The 17280-nt window shown below is 51.9% G+C and carries 13 protein-coding genes; 10 read left to right on the top strand and 3 right to left on the bottom strand.

Annotation, left to right across the window (positions count from 1 at the left end; all coding sequences use genetic code 11):
- Positions 1-186 precede the first annotated feature (186 nt).
- Positions 187-1626 (top strand): DUF1501 domain-containing protein, encoded by a 1440-nt coding sequence (locus ACN0YH_RS06690; RefSeq protein ID WP_417378788.1) that lies wholly within the window; start codon positions 187-189, stop codon positions 1624-1626.
- Positions 1627-1845: 219 nt separating this feature from the next.
- On the top strand, positions 1846-2928 hold the full coding sequence (locus tag ACN0YH_RS06695) for an FG-GAP-like repeat-containing protein (protein WP_417378789.1): 1083 nt from the start codon (positions 1846-1848) through the stop codon (positions 2926-2928).
- 12 nt (positions 2929-2940) lie between these two features.
- Here the strand turns inward: ACN0YH_RS06695 and ACN0YH_RS06700 are convergent, their stop codons facing one another.
- Together ACN0YH_RS06700 and ACN0YH_RS06705 are read right to left on the bottom strand one after the other, a co-directional pair.
- Complete coding sequence (locus tag ACN0YH_RS06700; RefSeq protein ID WP_417378790.1) at positions 2941-3687, bottom strand: SDR family NAD(P)-dependent oxidoreductase; 747 nt, start codon at positions 3685-3687, stop codon at positions 2941-2943.
- Between the two features lie 65 nt (positions 3688-3752).
- Positions 3753-4871, bottom strand: coding sequence for a mandelate racemase/muconate lactonizing enzyme family protein (locus tag ACN0YH_RS06705; protein WP_417378791.1), 1119 nt, complete (start codon positions 4869-4871; stop codon positions 3753-3755).
- A 224-nt stretch (positions 4872-5095) separates the two neighbouring features.
- On the opposite strand from ACN0YH_RS06705, the gene ACN0YH_RS06710 reads away from it, so the two are divergent.
- Entirely contained in the window at positions 5096-6190 is a 1095-nt protein-coding gene (locus tag ACN0YH_RS06710) for a serine hydrolase domain-containing protein (RefSeq protein WP_417378792.1), read from the top strand.
- Between the two features lie 26 nt (positions 6191-6216).
- Here the strand turns inward: ACN0YH_RS06710 and ACN0YH_RS06715 are convergent, their stop codons facing one another.
- Positions 6217-9027, bottom strand: coding sequence for a serine/threonine protein kinase (locus tag ACN0YH_RS06715; protein WP_417378793.1), 2811 nt, complete (start codon positions 9025-9027; stop codon positions 6217-6219).
- A 367-nt stretch (positions 9028-9394) separates the two neighbouring features.
- Between ACN0YH_RS06715 and ACN0YH_RS06720 the strand changes: the two genes are divergently transcribed.
- The 7 genes from ACN0YH_RS06720 (at position 9395) to ACN0YH_RS06750 (ending at position 17276) form a co-directional block, all read left to right on the top strand.
- Positions 9395-10063, top strand: coding sequence for a glutaredoxin family protein (locus ACN0YH_RS06720; RefSeq protein ID WP_417378794.1), 669 nt, complete (start codon positions 9395-9397; stop codon positions 10061-10063).
- Between the two features lie 177 nt (positions 10064-10240).
- Entirely contained in the window at positions 10241-10714 is a 474-nt protein-coding gene (locus ACN0YH_RS06725) for a response regulator (RefSeq protein ID WP_002648646.1), read from the top strand.
- Positions 10715-10866: 152 nt separating this feature from the next.
- Positions 10867-12117, top strand: a complete 1251-nt coding sequence (locus ACN0YH_RS06730; RefSeq protein WP_417378795.1) for a class I SAM-dependent rRNA methyltransferase — start codon at positions 10867-10869, stop codon at positions 12115-12117.
- A 60-nt stretch (positions 12118-12177) separates the two neighbouring features.
- Positions 12178-13272, top strand: coding sequence for a methyltransferase (locus ACN0YH_RS06735; RefSeq protein WP_417378796.1), 1095 nt, complete (start codon positions 12178-12180; stop codon positions 13270-13272).
- 301 nt (positions 13273-13573) lie between these two features.
- The gene (locus ACN0YH_RS06740; protein WP_417378797.1) at positions 13574-14302 is read left to right on the top strand and encodes a YiiX/YebB-like N1pC/P60 family cysteine hydrolase; all 729 of its coding nucleotides are present in this window, start codon (positions 13574-13576) and stop codon (positions 14300-14302) included.
- A gap of 125 nt (positions 14303-14427) precedes the next feature.
- Positions 14428-15582 carry an efflux RND transporter periplasmic adaptor subunit gene (locus ACN0YH_RS06745; RefSeq protein WP_417378798.1) on the top strand — a complete coding sequence of 385 codons (1155 nt, stop codon included), beginning with the start codon at positions 14428-14430 and terminating at the stop codon, positions 15580-15582.
- A gap of 191 nt (positions 15583-15773) precedes the next feature.
- A complete protein-coding gene (locus ACN0YH_RS06750) occupies positions 15774-17276 on the top strand; it encodes a protein kinase domain-containing protein (RefSeq protein WP_417378799.1) in 1503 nt (500 codons plus the stop codon).
- Positions 17277-17280 lie beyond the last annotated feature (4 nt).

Here is a 17280-nt window from a genome sequence, read left to right on the forward strand (position 1 = left end):
CTTATCTGACGGATTTTTAACAACCTTTAAAAACATATAAAAAAACCTGCATATCATAGAGACAGGCTGCCGATCAATTGTTAGAATCGCACACTTGAACACCCCGACATCTCCACCCGATGTGCTCAGTAGTAATTCCAGAATGATATGGTCCCGCCTGCCTGAAGCGAGTGAAAGGAAAGTTCCATGTTCTCGATTCTGAATCATCCCCAGCGATTTACCGGAAACATGTCACGCCGCGAACTGCTGACAACCGGCGGGGCAGGGCTGCTGGGACTTTCGCTTCCCCAGATGCTCCGTGCCGAACAGCAGCAGATTGTGAATCCGTTTCAGGGTGGTAAAGCCAAGTCGGTCATCTTCCTGTTTCTGTTTGGCGGCCCCAGCCAACTGGAAACCTTTGATCTCAAACCCGAAGCCCCCAGTGAAATCCGTGGCCCCTTTCAACCGATCGCCTGCCGCACTCCCGGTCTGCAGATCAGCGAACACCTGCCACACCTGGCTGAGATTTCAGACAAGTATTCTGTCATCCGCAGCATGACCCATACATTCAACGACCACAGTGGCGGCGGTCACTATGTACAAACCGGAAAACGCTGGCATGTTCCCGTCGGAGCCGGATTCGATGCCACCCCCAAAGACTGGCCTTCCATGGGATCGGTTGTGGAATATCTGACTCAACATTCTCCCGGCGGCCTGGAACGCGATTTACCGAATTACTCCGTTGTCCCCAATCGACTGGGGCGTCTGCAGGCAGGGGGCCGTTACATCCGACCCGGTGAATATGCGGGCTGGCTGGGACGCGCTTACAATCCACTCTCGACCACTGTTGACAGTCGCGATTCCACGGACAATCCCTACTGGCGCGACTGCACCGATGAAGAACTCAGTTTTGAAATCGAAGGTCTGGCTCCTGAAGTCCCTTTGCAGACGATCCGTCGTCGCGTTGCGCTGCTGGAACACTTTGATGGCATGAAACGCAATTTTGACAAAGCCGACTCACAGGTCTTTGATCGTTTCCGACAACGGGCACTGGCGCTGTTAACCTCTAACAATACCCGCAATGCCCTGGATATCAAAAACGAACCGGAACCGCTACGTGACCAGTACGGTCGGCATCTGTTTGGCCAGTCCTGTCTGATGGCACGACGTCTCGTTGAAGCCGGAGTTCGCTTTGTGACTGTGCATTATGATTGCGTCGATGGCTATAGCTGGGATTCACACCGCAACAGCGATGACGTCAAAAATAAACTGCTACCGACCTTCGATCAGGGCTGTGCGGCACTGCTGGCCGACCTGGATCAGCGAGGCATGCTTGATGACACACTGGTCATCGCGATGGGAGAAATGGGCCGCACTCCCAAACCCAACAACAACTGGGGCCGCGGACACTGGAGCCAGCTCTTCCCGGCCTTAGTCGCGGGTGCCGGCATTCAGGGAGGCACGACCTACGGCAGTTCTGATCGGCTGGCTTCCAGACCGGCTGAACACCCCGTCAGCCCCGAAGATCTGGCCGCCACCATCTACTGGGCCCTGGGTATCGATCCGGGCCTGATGCTCCCCGATGCACTCGACCGACCGATCCCCATCATCGATGGGGGAGAACCGCTCAGGCAGTTGTTTGGTTGACCCACTTGATAGCGATCTGCCCCACCGACACCTTGGGCGGACCTTTTGATTAGAACAACACTCTCACTTCATTCTTTTTTTTCCACTGACAGAGTAACAGCTCGATTCAGAATCAGACGACAATCCGGTTAAATCCTTGCATTCCGGCTCCGGATCGGCTTCAATCAGTATTGTACTCCCAATCCAATCTGTACTCGTTTCTGCCGAGAAGGTTCTCCCATGATGCGCCTCATGATTGCCGTCTGTCTCTGTTCAACCTCTGTCTGTTTTGCCGATGATGCAACACCGAATTTCAAACCGCAAACCATCGACAGCACAGTGGAAATCGGTTATGGAACCGCGATTGGCGATGTCAACGGCGACGGAAAACCGGATATTCTGCTAGCGGACAAGAAAGAAATTGTCTGGTACCAGAACCCGACGTGGCAGCGGCATGTGATCGCCGAAAACCTGACCGAACGTGACAATGTCTGCATCGCTGCCCGTGATATTAACGGCGACGGAAAAGTCGAAGTCGCCGTCGGCGCGCAATGGAATCCAGGGGACACTTTGCATTCGGGTGCCGTCTTCTATCTCGATCCACCCGCTGATCGTACACAGCTCTGGAAAGCGATCCAGCTCCCCAACCAGCCCGTGATTCATCGCATGCGATGGGTCAAACTGGTCGCCTACGAAAAACCAGCGAACCCGCAAGACCAGTGGAAGCAAACCGTCATCGAAGACACGCTGCACGTCACCCATAATCTCGACCCGGCACAGTGGAATCCGCAAACTCCCGCAGAAGAAATTCTCTATGCGGGCCGCGAAGGAGCCATGCTGCTCTCTTATGCTGACGGCCACTGGCAGAAAAAAAAGCTCCCGTTGATTGAAGGGAGTGGTGAAATCCGCATGGGGCAACTCAGCCCGACCAGCCGGTTCATCACCACCATCGAACCACTGCACGGCGACAAGTTGGTACTGTACCAGTCAGATGACACAAACAAGGGAATCAGCAAACGTCAGATTCTGGACGACAACATCAAAGCGGGTCACGCCATCGCGACCGCAAACCTGTTCGGCGACGCGCGGCAGGAAATTGTCGCGGGCTGGCGTACACCGAACAAAGATAACCAGGTAGGTGTTAAAGTTTACTGGACGACAGATGATGCGGGCAAAGTCTGGAAGTCGGCCTGGATCGATGAGAACGGTATGGCCTGTGAAGACCTGCGACTGGGCGATCTGAACGGCGACGGGCGGATCGACATCGTCGCCGCCGGCCGCAATTCACACAACCTCAAGGTCTACTGGAATCAACCCGAGTAATTCGGTTACTCACTACATGGTCCTGCCACCATCGACGACCAGTAACTGGCCAGTTGTCAGCGTGGTACCCAGAGCCAGGTACAACACGGTATCCGCAATATCATCGGGCTGGGCAGGGCGGGGGATGGGGAAGTCGGCCGTTCGCTCTGACAGCTCATCATCGGTCATCACCTGTTTGAGCCAGCGACTGTCAATCGGTCCTGGGCAGACCGAATTCACACGAATTTCCGGTGCCAGTGCCCGCGCCAGTGATTTGGTCATGGTATTCAGCCCCCCTTTGCTCGCACAGTAAGCGACGCTGGAACCCTGCCCGGTAATGCCCGCTGTCGAACTGACATTCACTACAGTGCCAAACTCACTCTCCCGCAGCAGATGCGCGGCGGCTCGAATGCAGAAGAATGGTCCCTTTAAATTGACGCTGATGATGCGATCCCAGGTCTCTTCACTCAAAGCATCCAGATCTTTGTGTTCAATGAATTCGGTGGTCCCCGCATTATTCACCAGCACATCCAACCGCCCCCACTTGGATTCGATTTCAGCAAGCATGCTTTTCACAGCAGCGTCGTCGCTGACATCACATTGAATCAGCAGTACGCTGGCACCTTCTTCCTCGAGGAGGGCTTTGGTTTCCTCCGCTTCGGCCTGACTGCGTGAGTAATTCACGACGATATCAAAACCTTCCTCCGCCAGACGCAACGCACAGGCGCGGCCGACTCCCGTTGCAGATCCTGTGACCAAAGCGATGTTGTTTTCGTTCATCTGAAGTATTCCATTTAAGATTTCGAGTGGTTGGGAAATGGGACGGGTTTGAGATTTAACAAAAATCAGTCAGCTGCATGCGTCTCAACGAGACCCCAGTCGACTTCGATTCCCAGTCCGGGTGAATCAGGAATCGTAATCACGGGACCTTCGATCTTCAGCGGATTTTTAACGATGGAAATCTCATGATATTCAGGTCCCAGAATATCACCCGGGTATTGTTCAATATTCATATTCGGACACCCCACAACAGCATGACACATCGCGGCAGAAGCGATATCCAGTTCCAGATTCGAGCCGATACTGCAGGGAATGCCATGCTCGGCAGCATAGGAGACAATGGCAACCGTCTTGCTGATCCCCCCATTTTTCCCTGGATAAACGTTGATCACATCGCAGGCCTCATTACGAATACACTCTTTGGCGTCGGCCAGATCAAAACAGATATCATCGGCCATAACCTCCGGTTCAATCGCCCGTCTGACTTCCGCCAGGGCAGCAAAATCACCGCGAGGCGTAGGCTGTTCAAACAACGCGACATTGCAATCACTCATGCGTTTCATGGCGGCGATCGCTGTTGCGGCACCCCACCCTGAGTTGGCGTCAATCGTCAGTTCCAGATCCGGGCCCATTGTCTCGCGAACCATTTTCACGCGGGCCACATCCTCATCCGGATTGGTACCCACCTTGACTTTAATCGTTGTGAAGCCTGCTGCCACCAGTTCCTGCGTGCGGCGTTCGGCACGCTCTAATGAATACGCGCCCATGGAAAAGCGGCATTTAATCGATCGGCTGCGGGCCGCTCCTCCCAGCAGTTCATACACCGGCTGTGCTGCTTCTTTGCCTTTTATATCCCAGCAGGCCATCTCGATGGCTGACTTGGCAAACCAGTTCCCCTGCGATGTGCGATCGAGAATCTGGTTGATATTTTCGATGTCACAGGGATCCTGCCCGATCAGTAAGGGCGTAAAGACGCGATCAACAATCGCCTGCGCTCCCCAGACAGTTTCTCCACTCCAGCGACAGAGGACCGTTGCTTCACCAGCTCCCTCAATGCCAGCATCCGTCTCAATTCGTAACACCAGATAGTTGGAGACATCGTGTTTTCCCAACGCCGAAATCATCCGCCGTTCCGGTTTGAGAGGGATCCGTACCGGGTAAGTTTTGATCGCTGTAATTTTCATGGTGTGCCTCTTGCTTCACAATAAATCATCACGATTTCGCTAACGAACGCCTGTCACCGAATGCTCGCGTTATGATAACAGAATCGGTTTCATTCAGGAATCTGCACGACACCAAAACAGAGTAAATGCCAGCAGCATCAATGGAATCTATAGTTGAATTCAAACCCTGATTCCGCTAAAAGCAAAGCCTGAGTTTTTTTATTCCTTATACATGCGAGTCGATTGTGTCCTCTCTCACCGAACGTCTGCCTGCCACCTGCCAGCTGATTCTGGAAGGCATTGAAAACGAATTGCATACCGGAGTGCAGCTTTACATTTCTCAACGTGGTGAAATCATTGCTGATGGCGGCATCGGAGAAGCCCGCCCCGGAGTTCCCATGACGGCCGACACGATTAACCTCTGGCTCTCCGCCGGTAAACCACTGACAGCCATGGCGATTGCCCGCCTGTGGGAGCAGGGCGATCTGCAGATGGATGATCGTGTTTCCCACTTTCTTCCCGAGTTTGGATCACACGGAAAAGAACCGATCACGATCCTGCATCTGCTCAACCATACCGCCGGATTTCGTCCCGTCGATACAGGCTGGCCTGAGGTCAGCTGGGAAGAATCGATTCGCCGCATCTGCGATGCACCACTGGAAGAGAACTGGCAGATCGGAACAACAGCAGGATACCATGTCAGCTCCAGCTGGTTCATCCTCGGCGAAATACTGCAGCGGAGCACCGGACAAAGCTATCCTCAACTGATGCGCGAACTGATACTGGAACCGCTGAGCATGTCGAACAGCTGGCTGGGTATGCCAGTCGAAGTTTATGAGCAGAACCAGGAGCAGATCGCGTATATCTATCAGCGTGACAAAGGGGAAATGCAGCTGACTGACTGGCATGATGTCTCTCACTGCATCACACCTTCACCCGGCGGTAATGCACGCGGCCCGATTCGTGAACTTGGTCGATTTTACGAATGCCTGCTCAACCAGGGCACACCCCTGTTTGAACCACAGACCGTAGACACTATGGTTAATCGTCATCGGGAAGGGGAGTTCGATCTCACACTGCAGCACAAGGTCGATTACGGCCTGGGCTTCATTGTGAATTCGAATCGTTATGGCGCCACTACTGTCCCTTATGGATTTGGCAGGTACGCTTCTGAAACATCATTCGGGCACGGCGGTTCGCAGTCTTCCATCGCCTTTGCAGATCCGGAACGCGAGCTCGTGGTGGCAGTAGTTGCGAATGGCAGACCAGGCGAACCCCGACATCAGCGCCGTGCCAGGGAAATCAACGAAGCGATCTACGAAGATCTGCGTCTGGTGTAGCAGCTCTCCGCTCCGACAAACACCGATTACGGCGCCACTGCGCCGACGTAAGGCTTCATCCCGCCGGGTGTTCCCGCTGCTTTACTGGCAGGATTATCGGGAGCCGGAACCAGAAATTTTTCATCTCCCGGTGTATTGGAAACAAAGTTATTCAGATTCGCATCTCCCTGTTTACCTTTGTTTTTGAACAAATCGAGTTCATCCGCGGGCAGCGGACTGGGAGCGGCACGGGAAGAATCGTTTTCCAGCGCTGTCAATGCTTTCGCCCAGAGTTTCGCATCATTCTCCTGCTCTACTTTAGCCGGAGAACCTTCAATGGTCGCAAACAGATTGCGCGAAATCTGAATCGCTTCACTGTTGGGATTAGGCTTTGTGGTGAAAACGATCCCTGAGTTGACGATGAAAAAAGTATTGTTCGTCAGTTTCAGATGACTGATCTCATACCCCTGGCAATCAAACCGAATTCCCGTTGCCGTTTCCGAGAAGATCGATTCTTTCACCTGTGTTTCACGGACTGCTGATGAAAACTGCAGTCCGACCTGCATGGCGTTCAGACAACTAACATTTATCAGAGTGATCCCACTGTTTGTATCACCGGTGAAATCCAGACCCACTGCTTGAGGATTCCCCGCTTTGAGGCTGAGATTTTCCAGCAGAAAGGGTTCGTTTGCCAAACCAGAGACACTGGTGGCAAAGACGCCTGTTTTTTGAAAATCATTGATTTTCAGATTCTTGAGCTGCGTGCCGACGAGGTAGTCTGCCAGTTGGATCGCCACTTTTTTCCCGGGGGCTTTGATCAGAAACCCGTCTATCGTGAGCCCTTCAATCCCCCGCAGTTGAATCACCGGCTCAGGACCTTCGGGAGCCAGGATCACAGGCTTTCCACTCTCTGCGATAATGGAGATTCCTTTGGGGTAATTCAAACTGGAGTTATCAATGACAATCCGTTCTTTCAGCTCCTGGTCGGCAATCACCTTGACGGTGTAATGCTTACTGTCTGCACCAAAAGTTTTACCATAAACAATCTGGATATCCTTGAGCGCAGCCGCAATCGTTTTATAAGTCTCTTTCGGCCCGACTTTGATTTCATCAGGCAGTGTTTCTGGCTCAACACGTTTCTCGACAATCGGAGCCGGCTTGACAGGCGCTGGCTGGTCAGGTTCTTCTCCTGGTAATACAAACATCACGACAAGTACGATCAGCAACAAACCGATTCCACCGCCGGCAATGGCTGGCATAAACCACTTCTGACTGGTAATCGAACCACCGGCGGGAGAAGCTTCTTCGACAACTTCTGCTTCCAGCTCATCCGGCTCCGCTTCCATCACTGCTGAATCCCCGGGTAAAGCTTCCGCTACCGGGACCGTTTTTTTCACAGGACGTTTGGGAACTGGTTTTGCCACCGGTTTCGCAACAGGCTTGGCGACGGGCCTGGCCACAGGTTTGGCTGTGGGAGCAGAAGCCTCCACCTCCGCTTTTTTGAGCGTATCGGAAGCACTGCCGATACGCGTGGAGGCAGTACTGATTTTGTCTTGGTTTAAGACTGAAGAATCATGCACATCGGATGACGGTTTTGCAGCGGGATCCAGACGGGGGCTGCTTGTCTTTTCATTCACTTCCGGAGTGCTGGTGCTTTTCTGGATCCCGGATTCTTCTTCTTTCAGATTCGAGAGAAATGCCGCCAGTTCGGGATTCTTTTTCTGCTGTTGCACACCTGAGCCACTTTGTGCCTGTTCGACGCTTGAGCCCAGTCCACTGCTGACATTCTTGCTGCGCCACTCTTCATCAGTGTTGTTCTGCAGCCATTCATATAAAGCCTCAGCTGTCTCATCCATCGTCTGATATCGATTTTCCCGGTCCTTCGCCATCATCTTTTCCAGAATCTTTACCAAATCCGGCGGAGTATCGGGACGATCATCGGTAACAGGAGACGGAATCTTGTTCTGATGTGCCATCAAACGCTGAGCGAGAGAACCTTCGGTGAAGGGGGGATGCCCGGTTAACAGGAAGTACATGGTACAACCCAGGCTGTAGATATCGGCGCGGGAATCGACCTGGTGGCTGTCGATTGCCTGTTCGGGCGCCAGATAATCAGCCGTCCCCAGCACCTTCTCGTCATGAGCAATTGTCAGAGACTTGTCTTCGCCTTCATGAAAGAATCGAGCCAGACCCAGATCGAGAATTTTGACAATGCCTTTGGAGTCAACCAGCAGATTGCCCGGCTTGACGTCACGGTGCACCATATCCGCTTCATGAGCATGTGCCAGCCCTTTCGCTGCCTGGCGGATATAGTTGACGGCATCACGAATATCCAGCGGACCGTTTTTAGTAACGGTTTCCTGTAAATCCTGTCCGTCTACATATTCCATGACCAGGAAATGAATCTCTGCCTCATTTTCTTTTTCATGATCAACATCATAAGCGCGGACAATATTAATGTGATCCAGAGCCGCAACCGCCTGGGCTTCTCGATGAAAGCGGGCGAGATAAGAAGCGTCATTCACCCGTTTTGAGGGGAGCACCTTGATGGCACAGCGACGCCGCATCAGCACATGTTCTGCCAGATAGACCGAACTCATGCCACCTTTGCCGACCAGATCCAGCAAACGGTACTTTCCCAGGAAAAAACCTTTGTGTTTGCCTTGCAACAGTTTATTGGCCTGCCAGCGTGTCAGTAGAGACCGCCCAATCAGCTCCTCGGCGACCTCAGCAGGCTCTCCCAGCTTCACCCCTTTTTCCTGATATTCAGAAAGAAGCTTCTTGAGCTGATCGACCGAAACCAAACCGCTTTGTTTTACCAGGTTTAAAAAAGCCTCGGCCGTTAGTTTGCCTGCCATTCTTTACCAATTCGCTCTACATGTCCTGCGATAAATCTCTCTATTACGTAAGGTAATAGTAACACTCTAGCATCCGTTTTAATGACTGACCAGTATTGGTTTAAGTATTCTACTGAATCCCCGGAAAGGTCGGTCACTCCTCTGTTCATCCTCTGGTCCCGTTTCGGTTCTGTATTTTTTGAACACTACCTGGTTGGGGAAGTATCAGGCTCTCTTCTGCCTGGATATTTTGATAAAACTGGTAAGAGATTCAAAAAGCCCGGCAATTGACTATAATATTCGCGGTCAATATTCGATTAATAATGTATCAACCAGGGACCGGGGATTTACTTGTAAAACAAGTGATAGATGTGAGCAGGATCTTGATATGAGCACAATGACACATAAAGAAGAACTTCCACACGGATTACCTTTTCTAGGTAACTCAATGTTATTTCTAGGCTTAGGCATCCTGGCTCTCTCTTTAACGGGTACGGAATGGCTGCCATTTCATATGCCTCGCTCCTGGTACCAGAGCCCTTCCATCTGGAAATTACTGGCCCTCTGCATGACAGGCGGCGGCATTGCCATCCTGAAACAGGTTTCCAGTACAGAAATGAAAGACAGCGAACGAAAACGCCAGTTGCCGCGAAAAGAGGACTGGATGCCCGAAGAACCGGGCCAGCGCTTCGAGACACTCATTGTTTATACGAAAGAAAACTGCCCGCTTTGCGAGGAAGCAGCAGAAATTCTGGAAGACTACGCTGCCTATCTGCCTGAAATCGAATTCGTAGACATCTATAGTGATCCCGGGTTGATCGAAAAGTTCGGAACCTGCGTGCCTGTCGTGGCCATAAATGGAAAAATCCGCTTTCGCGGCCGGATCAATGAAGTTCTGCTACGGCGTTTGATCGTGGCTTCTCCCGTTACGATTGCCCCTGCCGCCTCATCAGGCTGTGGCTGCAACAAACAGAGTTGCAGTTGTAAACGTCAGAAATCAGGCAGTGAATCGACCGGCCAATCGACCGGATGTGGTGGTCAGTGCAAATGCGCCTGACCGCCATTTGAGCAGTTTCCATGGGAAAAACGGTGCACTGCCTGCAAAAAACGGTTTATCGGTTGTTGTGATTCAACCATAAATGAGATAAATTACATCCAGCAGGCCCGACTCCCGACTTCAATTCGACTTCTCGGGTCAGAATTTTAATTTCACGAAAGCTTTAGGCAAAAGACCATGTCGTCTGAAATCTCTTTGAAGAATTCAAAAATACTCATCGCAGATGACAACCATCAGAACTGCGAACTGCTGGACGCGTATCTGCTGGATGAAGGCTATGAAACTTTTATGGCCTATGATGGGAAAGAGACTCTGGAAAAGGTTGCAGAAATTGACCCCGACCTGATCCTGCTGGACATCATGATGCCAAAACTGAGTGGATACGAAGTATGTGCCCAGCTCAAACAGAGTGATGAAACAAAAGATATCCCGATCCTCGTGATCACCGCGCTGAACGAAATGGGCGATATCGAGAAGTCGGTTCAGGCCGGCTGCGATGACTTTCTGACAAAGCCCGTCAATCGAATCGAATTAACGACCCGCGTCCGCTCTCTATTACGCGTCCGACACCTGACGCATGAGCGCGATCGTCTGCTGGCTTATCTCGCTGAAGTCGAAGGCACGACCCGCTCGACTTCCAGCGAATCATAAATACAGAAGCAAACTACTTTCCGTAAGGAAAGATTAATGGTCTGCTCCAACTTCTAAATTCTGCTCAGTCCCGGCGATGTCTGCCTCTGAGTCTCGCTGTACTTGTCTGCCGGACACTGACGATCCTGCGACCCTTTGATTAGAAAACTCTCATGAGTGATTCAGAACCCTCGGTCTCCGAAGACCAAGTCGCCACCGATACCAGACCCACTCCACGCGTTATCCTGAAACCGCGACGCGCGCTTCCTTTTTTCGGACGACATCCCTGGGTTTTTGCCGGCGCGATCTCCCGTATCGAAGGAAAACCGGAAATCGGCGAAGAAGTGATGCTGCTCTCCGACAAAGGTGAATTTATCGCCCACGGACTGTACAACCCCAATAGCAATATTCGCGTCCGCCTGTATTCGTGGGATGAGTCTGCAGCCCTTGACGACGAATTCTGGACCAGCCGACTGCAACAGGCAGTGGCGCTACGGGAACAGGTCGGTCTGCTGGAGAACTTTGAGACATCGGGTTGCCGAGTGGTCTTCAGTGAATCTGATCAACTTTCGGGACTGACCATTGACCGCTACGGCGCCTGGTTCCTGGTCCAGTTTTCCAGCCTGGCTCTCTCGCAGAAACAGGATCTGATTATTCAGTTCCTCAAAGAACATTTTCCTGCAAAGGGGATCTGGCTGAGAACCGAAAAAGGGATGCGGGAAGCCGAAGGACTGGAAATTTCCGATCAGCTCCTGGATGGCGAAGAACCGCCGGCTCATTTCTTTCTGGAAGAAAACGGAATCCGCTACGGCATGAGCATGGTCACCGGTCAGAAAACCGGCTTTTACCTGGATCAGCGGGAAAACCGTCTCGCCGCCGCCCGCTATCTTAAAAATCATCGGACGCTGGAACTGCATTGTTATACTGGCGCGTTCGCTCTGAATGCTGTCATCCACGGACAGGCGCAGTCTGTTTTGTCTTACGACTCCTCACAGTCTGCCATTGACCAGGCAACCGCAAATGCAGAGCTCAACGGCATTGGAAATCGCATTCGCTTCCAGACCGGTAAAGCCTATGCGGTCCTGGAACAGTTTAAAGCAGAAGGGGAGCAGTTCGATTCGATCATTCTTGACCCCCCTAAAATGGCTCGACACCGCAGCGGCGTCAAACAGGCTTTGAAAGGTTATTTCAGTCTCAATCGTCTGGCATTTGATGTCTTGAAACCGGGTGGCATCCTGATTACCTGCAGCTGCTCCGGTTTGATCAGCCAGGTGGAGTTTCAGCAGATGCTCGCATCGGTTTCACAACACACCGGGCGGCACATGCAGATCCTGGAGCAGCGCAGTCAACCGGCTGACCACCCCGTCTCTCCCAGTTGCCCTGAAAATCAATACTTAAAATGTTTTATCTGCCGTGTCCTGTAGGCACGATCACATCTGAGTACGACATCACAACACTGCTACCGTTCTGAAAAATGAAACATCATGTCGCGTAAGTCGAAAAAAAAACAACGTCAAAAGAAACAGGCACCTCCGCCGGAACAGCTGCTGCTGGATTTCCTGCCTGCGGACTGGCGCTCTACACAGACGCTCTGCGTTCAGTCCAATCTGTATCCACTCACAACCGCGCTGATGAAGCGTGTCTCAGCAACAGATCGCGTCGACTGTTTCAGCTTTGATAAAACGATAGCACAGCGGATCCAGCATAAATGCAGCCTGCTGCAGCAAGAGCAGGAGGGGGCACCCGCTGGGAATACTATCTGCGACAGTGAATTTCCCGCAGGCGATTACAAGTCTGTTCTGCTGCCACTCTCAGAACAGTTTTCCGATGAGCTGGTGCGTGAACTGACCCTGTCCGCAGCGTACTCGCTGCAGCCGGGAGGTGCACTGACGATCGCGTCTTCCCGCACAAAAGATTATGAATATCATAAATTTCTGCAGACACTATTCAACAAAGTCACACGGATCGTCTCTGATTCCGGCATCGTCTACCAGGGCAAGCGACAGCAGACACTGCCGGAGAAAAAATGTCTACAGGATGAGTCTGCCATGCGTGAAGGCGAAAAGCTGCTATACGCCTACACGCAGCCAGGTGTCTTCAGTCACCGCCGACCTAACCAGAGTGCCCGTGCACTGATCAATCTGATGGAACTCTCCGACGAATCCTCCATCCTCAACCTGGAATGTGGTTCCGGCATCGTCTCATTTGTGGCAGCCACCCGCTGTCCTGGCGCTCAAATTCATGCCCTCGACAGTAACGCCCGGGCGGTCAAGTGCACAGAGCAGGGGATCGAGAAGAATCAACTCTCAAATGTATCAGTAAAATTAGCGGCCATTGACGAAGGAATCATGCCTGAAAGCTATGATTACCTGTTGACCAACAAATCTTATTTCAACAGCGAAGAGCAGGGCGAGGCCTTTCTGCAAATGTGCCTGCGCGCATTAAAGCCGGGGGGACTGCTGCAGTTTTCTACCAAGCAGTATCAGTGGTATGCGCATCGACTGCTCGATCTGTTCACCGATGTCGCCATTGATGGCGCCGTTCATCATTTCATGCTGACCGCCAGAAAACCGGAATAAGACACTTCTCCACAGGCTATCCAGACCGCTATTCTATTCGTTTTATACACGCGCTGATGCGTAACAGGGCATATTCCATAGCATGCTTTCTGACTGCAGAACCAACTGTAGACTGATACATCCTTCCAGAATTTTATGATTTGGTTTCCGTTTTTTTCTGATCTTTTCTCAAGAAATCCTCGTTGACAACGAAGAACGGATGTGAAAATATCATTGAATAGCACTGAAACAACTCTGGATGGGCCTGAAATCAGGTCGTCTGGACCGGAAAACAGATTGCTCTTTTCAGAAGGAGGCTGTTATGTCATTATTCCTGTCAATTGCGGTCCTCGCAGCGACACCACAGGATACCCAAAGGAATGAACAGCCAGTCGAGGCTGCAATACCACTGATGACTTCAAATTTTTCTACGTTCGACCAGCTGGCCGATTCCCTCACTTCTCGTGTGCAAACGGGAACCCTGCTGTTCAGTAAAGGCGATTGCCTCGCCGTTCGAATTTATACACAAAGCGCATACACCCATGTCGCCATGATCGTGATGCGAAACGGCGAACCTCTGGTCTACGACAGTATGAACGGGATCGGTGCCCGCTGCCTCACGTTGAAAAACTATCTGAATACGCAACGACCGGCAACCATTCACGTGTTTCAACCCAATGCCGCTTTTAATCCCACGATGACTGCGCGCTACGAACGTTACCTGGACCAGAAGCTGGGAACTCCCTATTCAATCCGGCATCATCTCACTGGTGCACGTGCCCGGGGAATCCACTGCGCTGAATATGCCATCGATGCCCTCTCAGCCTGCCATCTGATGAAGGCCCAGGCACCTGCGAAAGTTTCTCCTGCCTCCCTGGTCACGGGAATCGTTCAGGCAGATCGCTATTCGCCCTCGATCATCTTTGCACTGGAACCACCTCCACTCGTGGCAGAAAAGCCGCGCAACTGGTGCCATCAACTCTGGATGGATACAAAAAACTGCACCTCCGCCTGCTGCGTCAAACTGCGTGGCTGGGTTCTCTGCCAGTAAACTGCAGAAAACAGCCCTGGATTACATTTACATACATCTTCTGTGAAATCCGGGAAAGATCAGCAAACACTGCTTGAAACTGCGCAACTGGTCAGCGAGAATCTGAGAAGGAAATCTTCTTAAGTGTGACCCGTTTCGTATTTGAAAGCGACACAATGATCAAGACCTGTCAGGACCGGCAAACAAAAACTCTGCAGTCGATACTCAATCGTTCTGTATTCGGACTACTGTTACTCACATTCGGAACACCAACGACGGCCTACTCACAGCAAAAGACTGGCGAACCTCAAACGGTTTCCATTCAGCGTGAGGCGATCACACTCAGACATCCGCGGGATTACTACGTTCCCCTCAATCTGAAACCACTGCGTTCGCTGACCATTTCCACACCCATTGATGGCATCATCCACGCCGTCGAAGTCAAACCCGGTGACAAGCCGACCGCCAAAGCAGTAGTGGTTCGACTCGATCCTTCCATTCCCCAGGCAGAACTGGATCGGGCAGAAGCCGCCTTGGAAGTGGCCCGGGAAGAACAGAAAAATGCCACCGGGAAAGCCGCTGCTGTCGCAAAAGCAAATGTGGCGCTGGCAGAAGCAGATCTGAAGCTTGCCACCATTCGCATGGAACAGACGATCATCCGCGCTCCATTCGAAGGAGAAATCTTTCGCATCCTTGCCGCGCCCGGCGAATTCGTCAGAGCAGGGGACCCCCTGGTCGAGCTGGGGGATACCACAAAACTGCAGGTAGAAGTCCCTCTGTCGCGCGAGCAGGCTCAGAAAGGATCCAGCATCAATCTGAATGTTGAAGAACAGGCAACCCAGGCGACCGTGGACCAGGTTCTCCCTTTAGCACCGCAGTTTGAAAAACTTCGCGACCTGGCCAGGTCCATCACTTCCGCAGTCGTAATTCTGGATAACAAAAACGCACAATTCAAACCGGGACAGTCCGTCAGCGTGGACTTAATCCCACGCTACCCGATTGCAGAAGTCCCCACAGCCTCTGTCTCCAATACGCCGGAAGGGGTGCGAAAAATTCAAATCGTGCGTGAAAATGTGATCAGAGACCTCACCCCCCAGATCCTGGGTCAGATCGGCCCGGAACGACTGTTTTTATCAGCTCCTTTCAATAAGGATGATGAAATCATCGTCAGCACGTCACAGCCACTGACAGACGGAACACAGGTACAACCCAGGCTGACAGTGGGAAAAACACAGGCCTCACCGGCTGCCACCCCAGGCAGCAAGCCCGCAAAACCACCTGAAAAAAAGGTCAGCTTTTAGAATCCATTGTTTCGCTGGGTAACACAGCTCGTTACACTATCTTATGCGATGCAAAGTCCTGTCCGATTCCATCGATTCACAGGCCCGGTTTCAGCTCCTGACAAAAATCGGGTTTTGGCAGATCATTGCTATTGGCTACAATGATGTCCGACGAATCTTCGTCGAATCACTTAACAGCAAGAGGTTGCGCAGTGGCTGAAACAGAAACTACAGAAGCAGACAATATCGTTGATGAATATGAGCTGGTGAATCTCATCGTGGATGGGTCCACGACTCAAATCTGGGAAGTCAAAGAACAGGGGGGCGCCAACAGTTTTGTAATGAAACGGCTACTTCCTGAACCGATGAAAAAGCCGGAAATTGTTGCGACCATGAAACTGGAAGCGAAAGTGGGTGCTGCACTTGATCATCCCAATCTCATCCAGCTACATAAGTTCGTCAAAAACAAAAAAAACGTTTACCTGCTGATGGATTACTTCCGATCCCCGAATTTGCGGTCACAGCTTTCATCAGATCGCCAGGGTGTGCAGGCGCGCCTCCGCAAGTTAATTGAATCGACGGCAATGGCCCTGGGCCACATGCACGAAAAAGGCTGGGTGCATAAAGATATCAAACCCGAAAATATTCTGATCAGTAAAAGCTCGGAAGTAAAAATCATCGACTTTGGACTGGCAGTCCCGGTGGCCAAAGGATTGGGAAAACTGTTCGGCAAACCCAAAACAGTACAGGGGACCCGCTCGTATATCGCTCCCGAAACAATTAAAAAACTGCCTCTGGGACCAGCGGCTGACATCTATAGCCTGGGAATCACCATCTTCGAAATCCTGACCGGCAAAACACCCTTTCATGGAGAGAACCCCAAGGAAGTCCTGCTGAAACACATTTCCGAAAAGGCGCCGTGTCCCTCCAACTTTAATCCGAACGTCACACCGGAGATGGATGAATTTATTCTGAAGATGCTGGCTAAAAAACCGGAGAACCGTTTTGCTTCCATGGAAGAGGTGGTCTCTACCATTCGAAATCTGAAGATGTTCAAAGCAGAAATTTCAGAGGTCATCGCGCAGGAAAAAGCGGAAGCGGATGAAGCTGAAAAAGAATCCATGAAGGAGAAACGTCTCGACAGTCGTGCGGACGCGCGGCTCTCTGAACTGGTCAAAGAAAATCCGGAACTGGCGAAGCAGCTGATTGCTGAACGTAAAGCCCAGGCCAAACCCAAGCCCAAACCGGAACCGGCTCCACAGAAAAAACCACAGCAGCAGCAACCACAACAACCACCTCAACCCATGCCCGGAGGCTATCCGCCTCAGTACCAGCAACCGATGTATCCGCCGCAATATCAGCAACCGATGTACCCGCCACAGTACCAGGGGCAACCCATGCCTCCCGGCGGCTATCCACCACCACAGGGATACCCACAGCAACCGTATCCACCGCAGCAGTACCCACAACAACCATACCCTCCACAACCACAGCAGCCGGGACAGCAGCCACCACCCCAGCAACAACCTCCGGCGCAACAGCAGCCTGCCGCGCAACCGCCTGCTGCCAATGCGCCTCCGCAGTCACCGGCGCCACAACAGGCGCCAAAACCACCTCAGAATCAGCCGGAACCACCAAAAAACGAAGAGAAAGAGCAAAAATCCAAAAATGATGACGATCTTCCCTTCATGGATGAATTGCCGGATGTGTTCTGAGAAC

The sequence above is a fragment of the Gimesia sp. genome, from assembly GCF_048262075.1.
GTDB lineage: Bacteria > Planctomycetota > Planctomycetia > Planctomycetales > Planctomycetaceae > Gimesia.

Bases quoted from the DNA above. Each gene is read 5' to 3' on its own strand.
- ACN0YH_RS06690 (WP_417378788.1), top strand. From the start codon at position 187: ATGTTCTCGATTCTGAATCATCCCCAGCGATTTACCGGAAACATGTCA.
- ACN0YH_RS06695 (WP_417378789.1), top strand. From the start codon at position 1,846: ATGATGCGCCTCATGATTGCCGTCTGTCTCTGTTCAACCTCTGTCTGT.
- ACN0YH_RS06740 (WP_417378797.1), top strand. From the start codon at position 13,574: ATGTCATTATTCCTGTCAATTGCGGTCCTCGCAGCGACACCACAGGAT.
- ACN0YH_RS06705 (WP_417378791.1), bottom strand. From the start codon at position 4,871: ATGAAAATTACAGCGATCAAAACTTACCCGGTACGGATCCCTCTCAAA.
- ACN0YH_RS06700 (WP_417378790.1), bottom strand. From the start codon at position 3,687: ATGAACGAAAACAACATCGCTTTGGTCACAGGATCTGCAACGGGAGTC.
- ACN0YH_RS06720 (WP_417378794.1), top strand. From the start codon at position 9,395: ATGAGCACAATGACACATAAAGAAGAACTTCCACACGGATTACCTTTT.
- ACN0YH_RS06735 (WP_417378796.1), top strand. From the start codon at position 12,178: ATGTCGCGTAAGTCGAAAAAAAAACAACGTCAAAAGAAACAGGCACCT.
- ACN0YH_RS06715 (WP_417378793.1), bottom strand. From the start codon at position 9,027: ATGGCAGGCAAACTAACGGCCGAGGCTTTTTTAAACCTGGTAAAACAA.
- ACN0YH_RS06725 (WP_002648646.1), top strand. From the start codon at position 10,241: ATGTCGTCTGAAATCTCTTTGAAGAATTCAAAAATACTCATCGCAGAT.
- ACN0YH_RS06730 (WP_417378795.1), top strand. From the start codon at position 10,867: ATGAGTGATTCAGAACCCTCGGTCTCCGAAGACCAAGTCGCCACCGAT.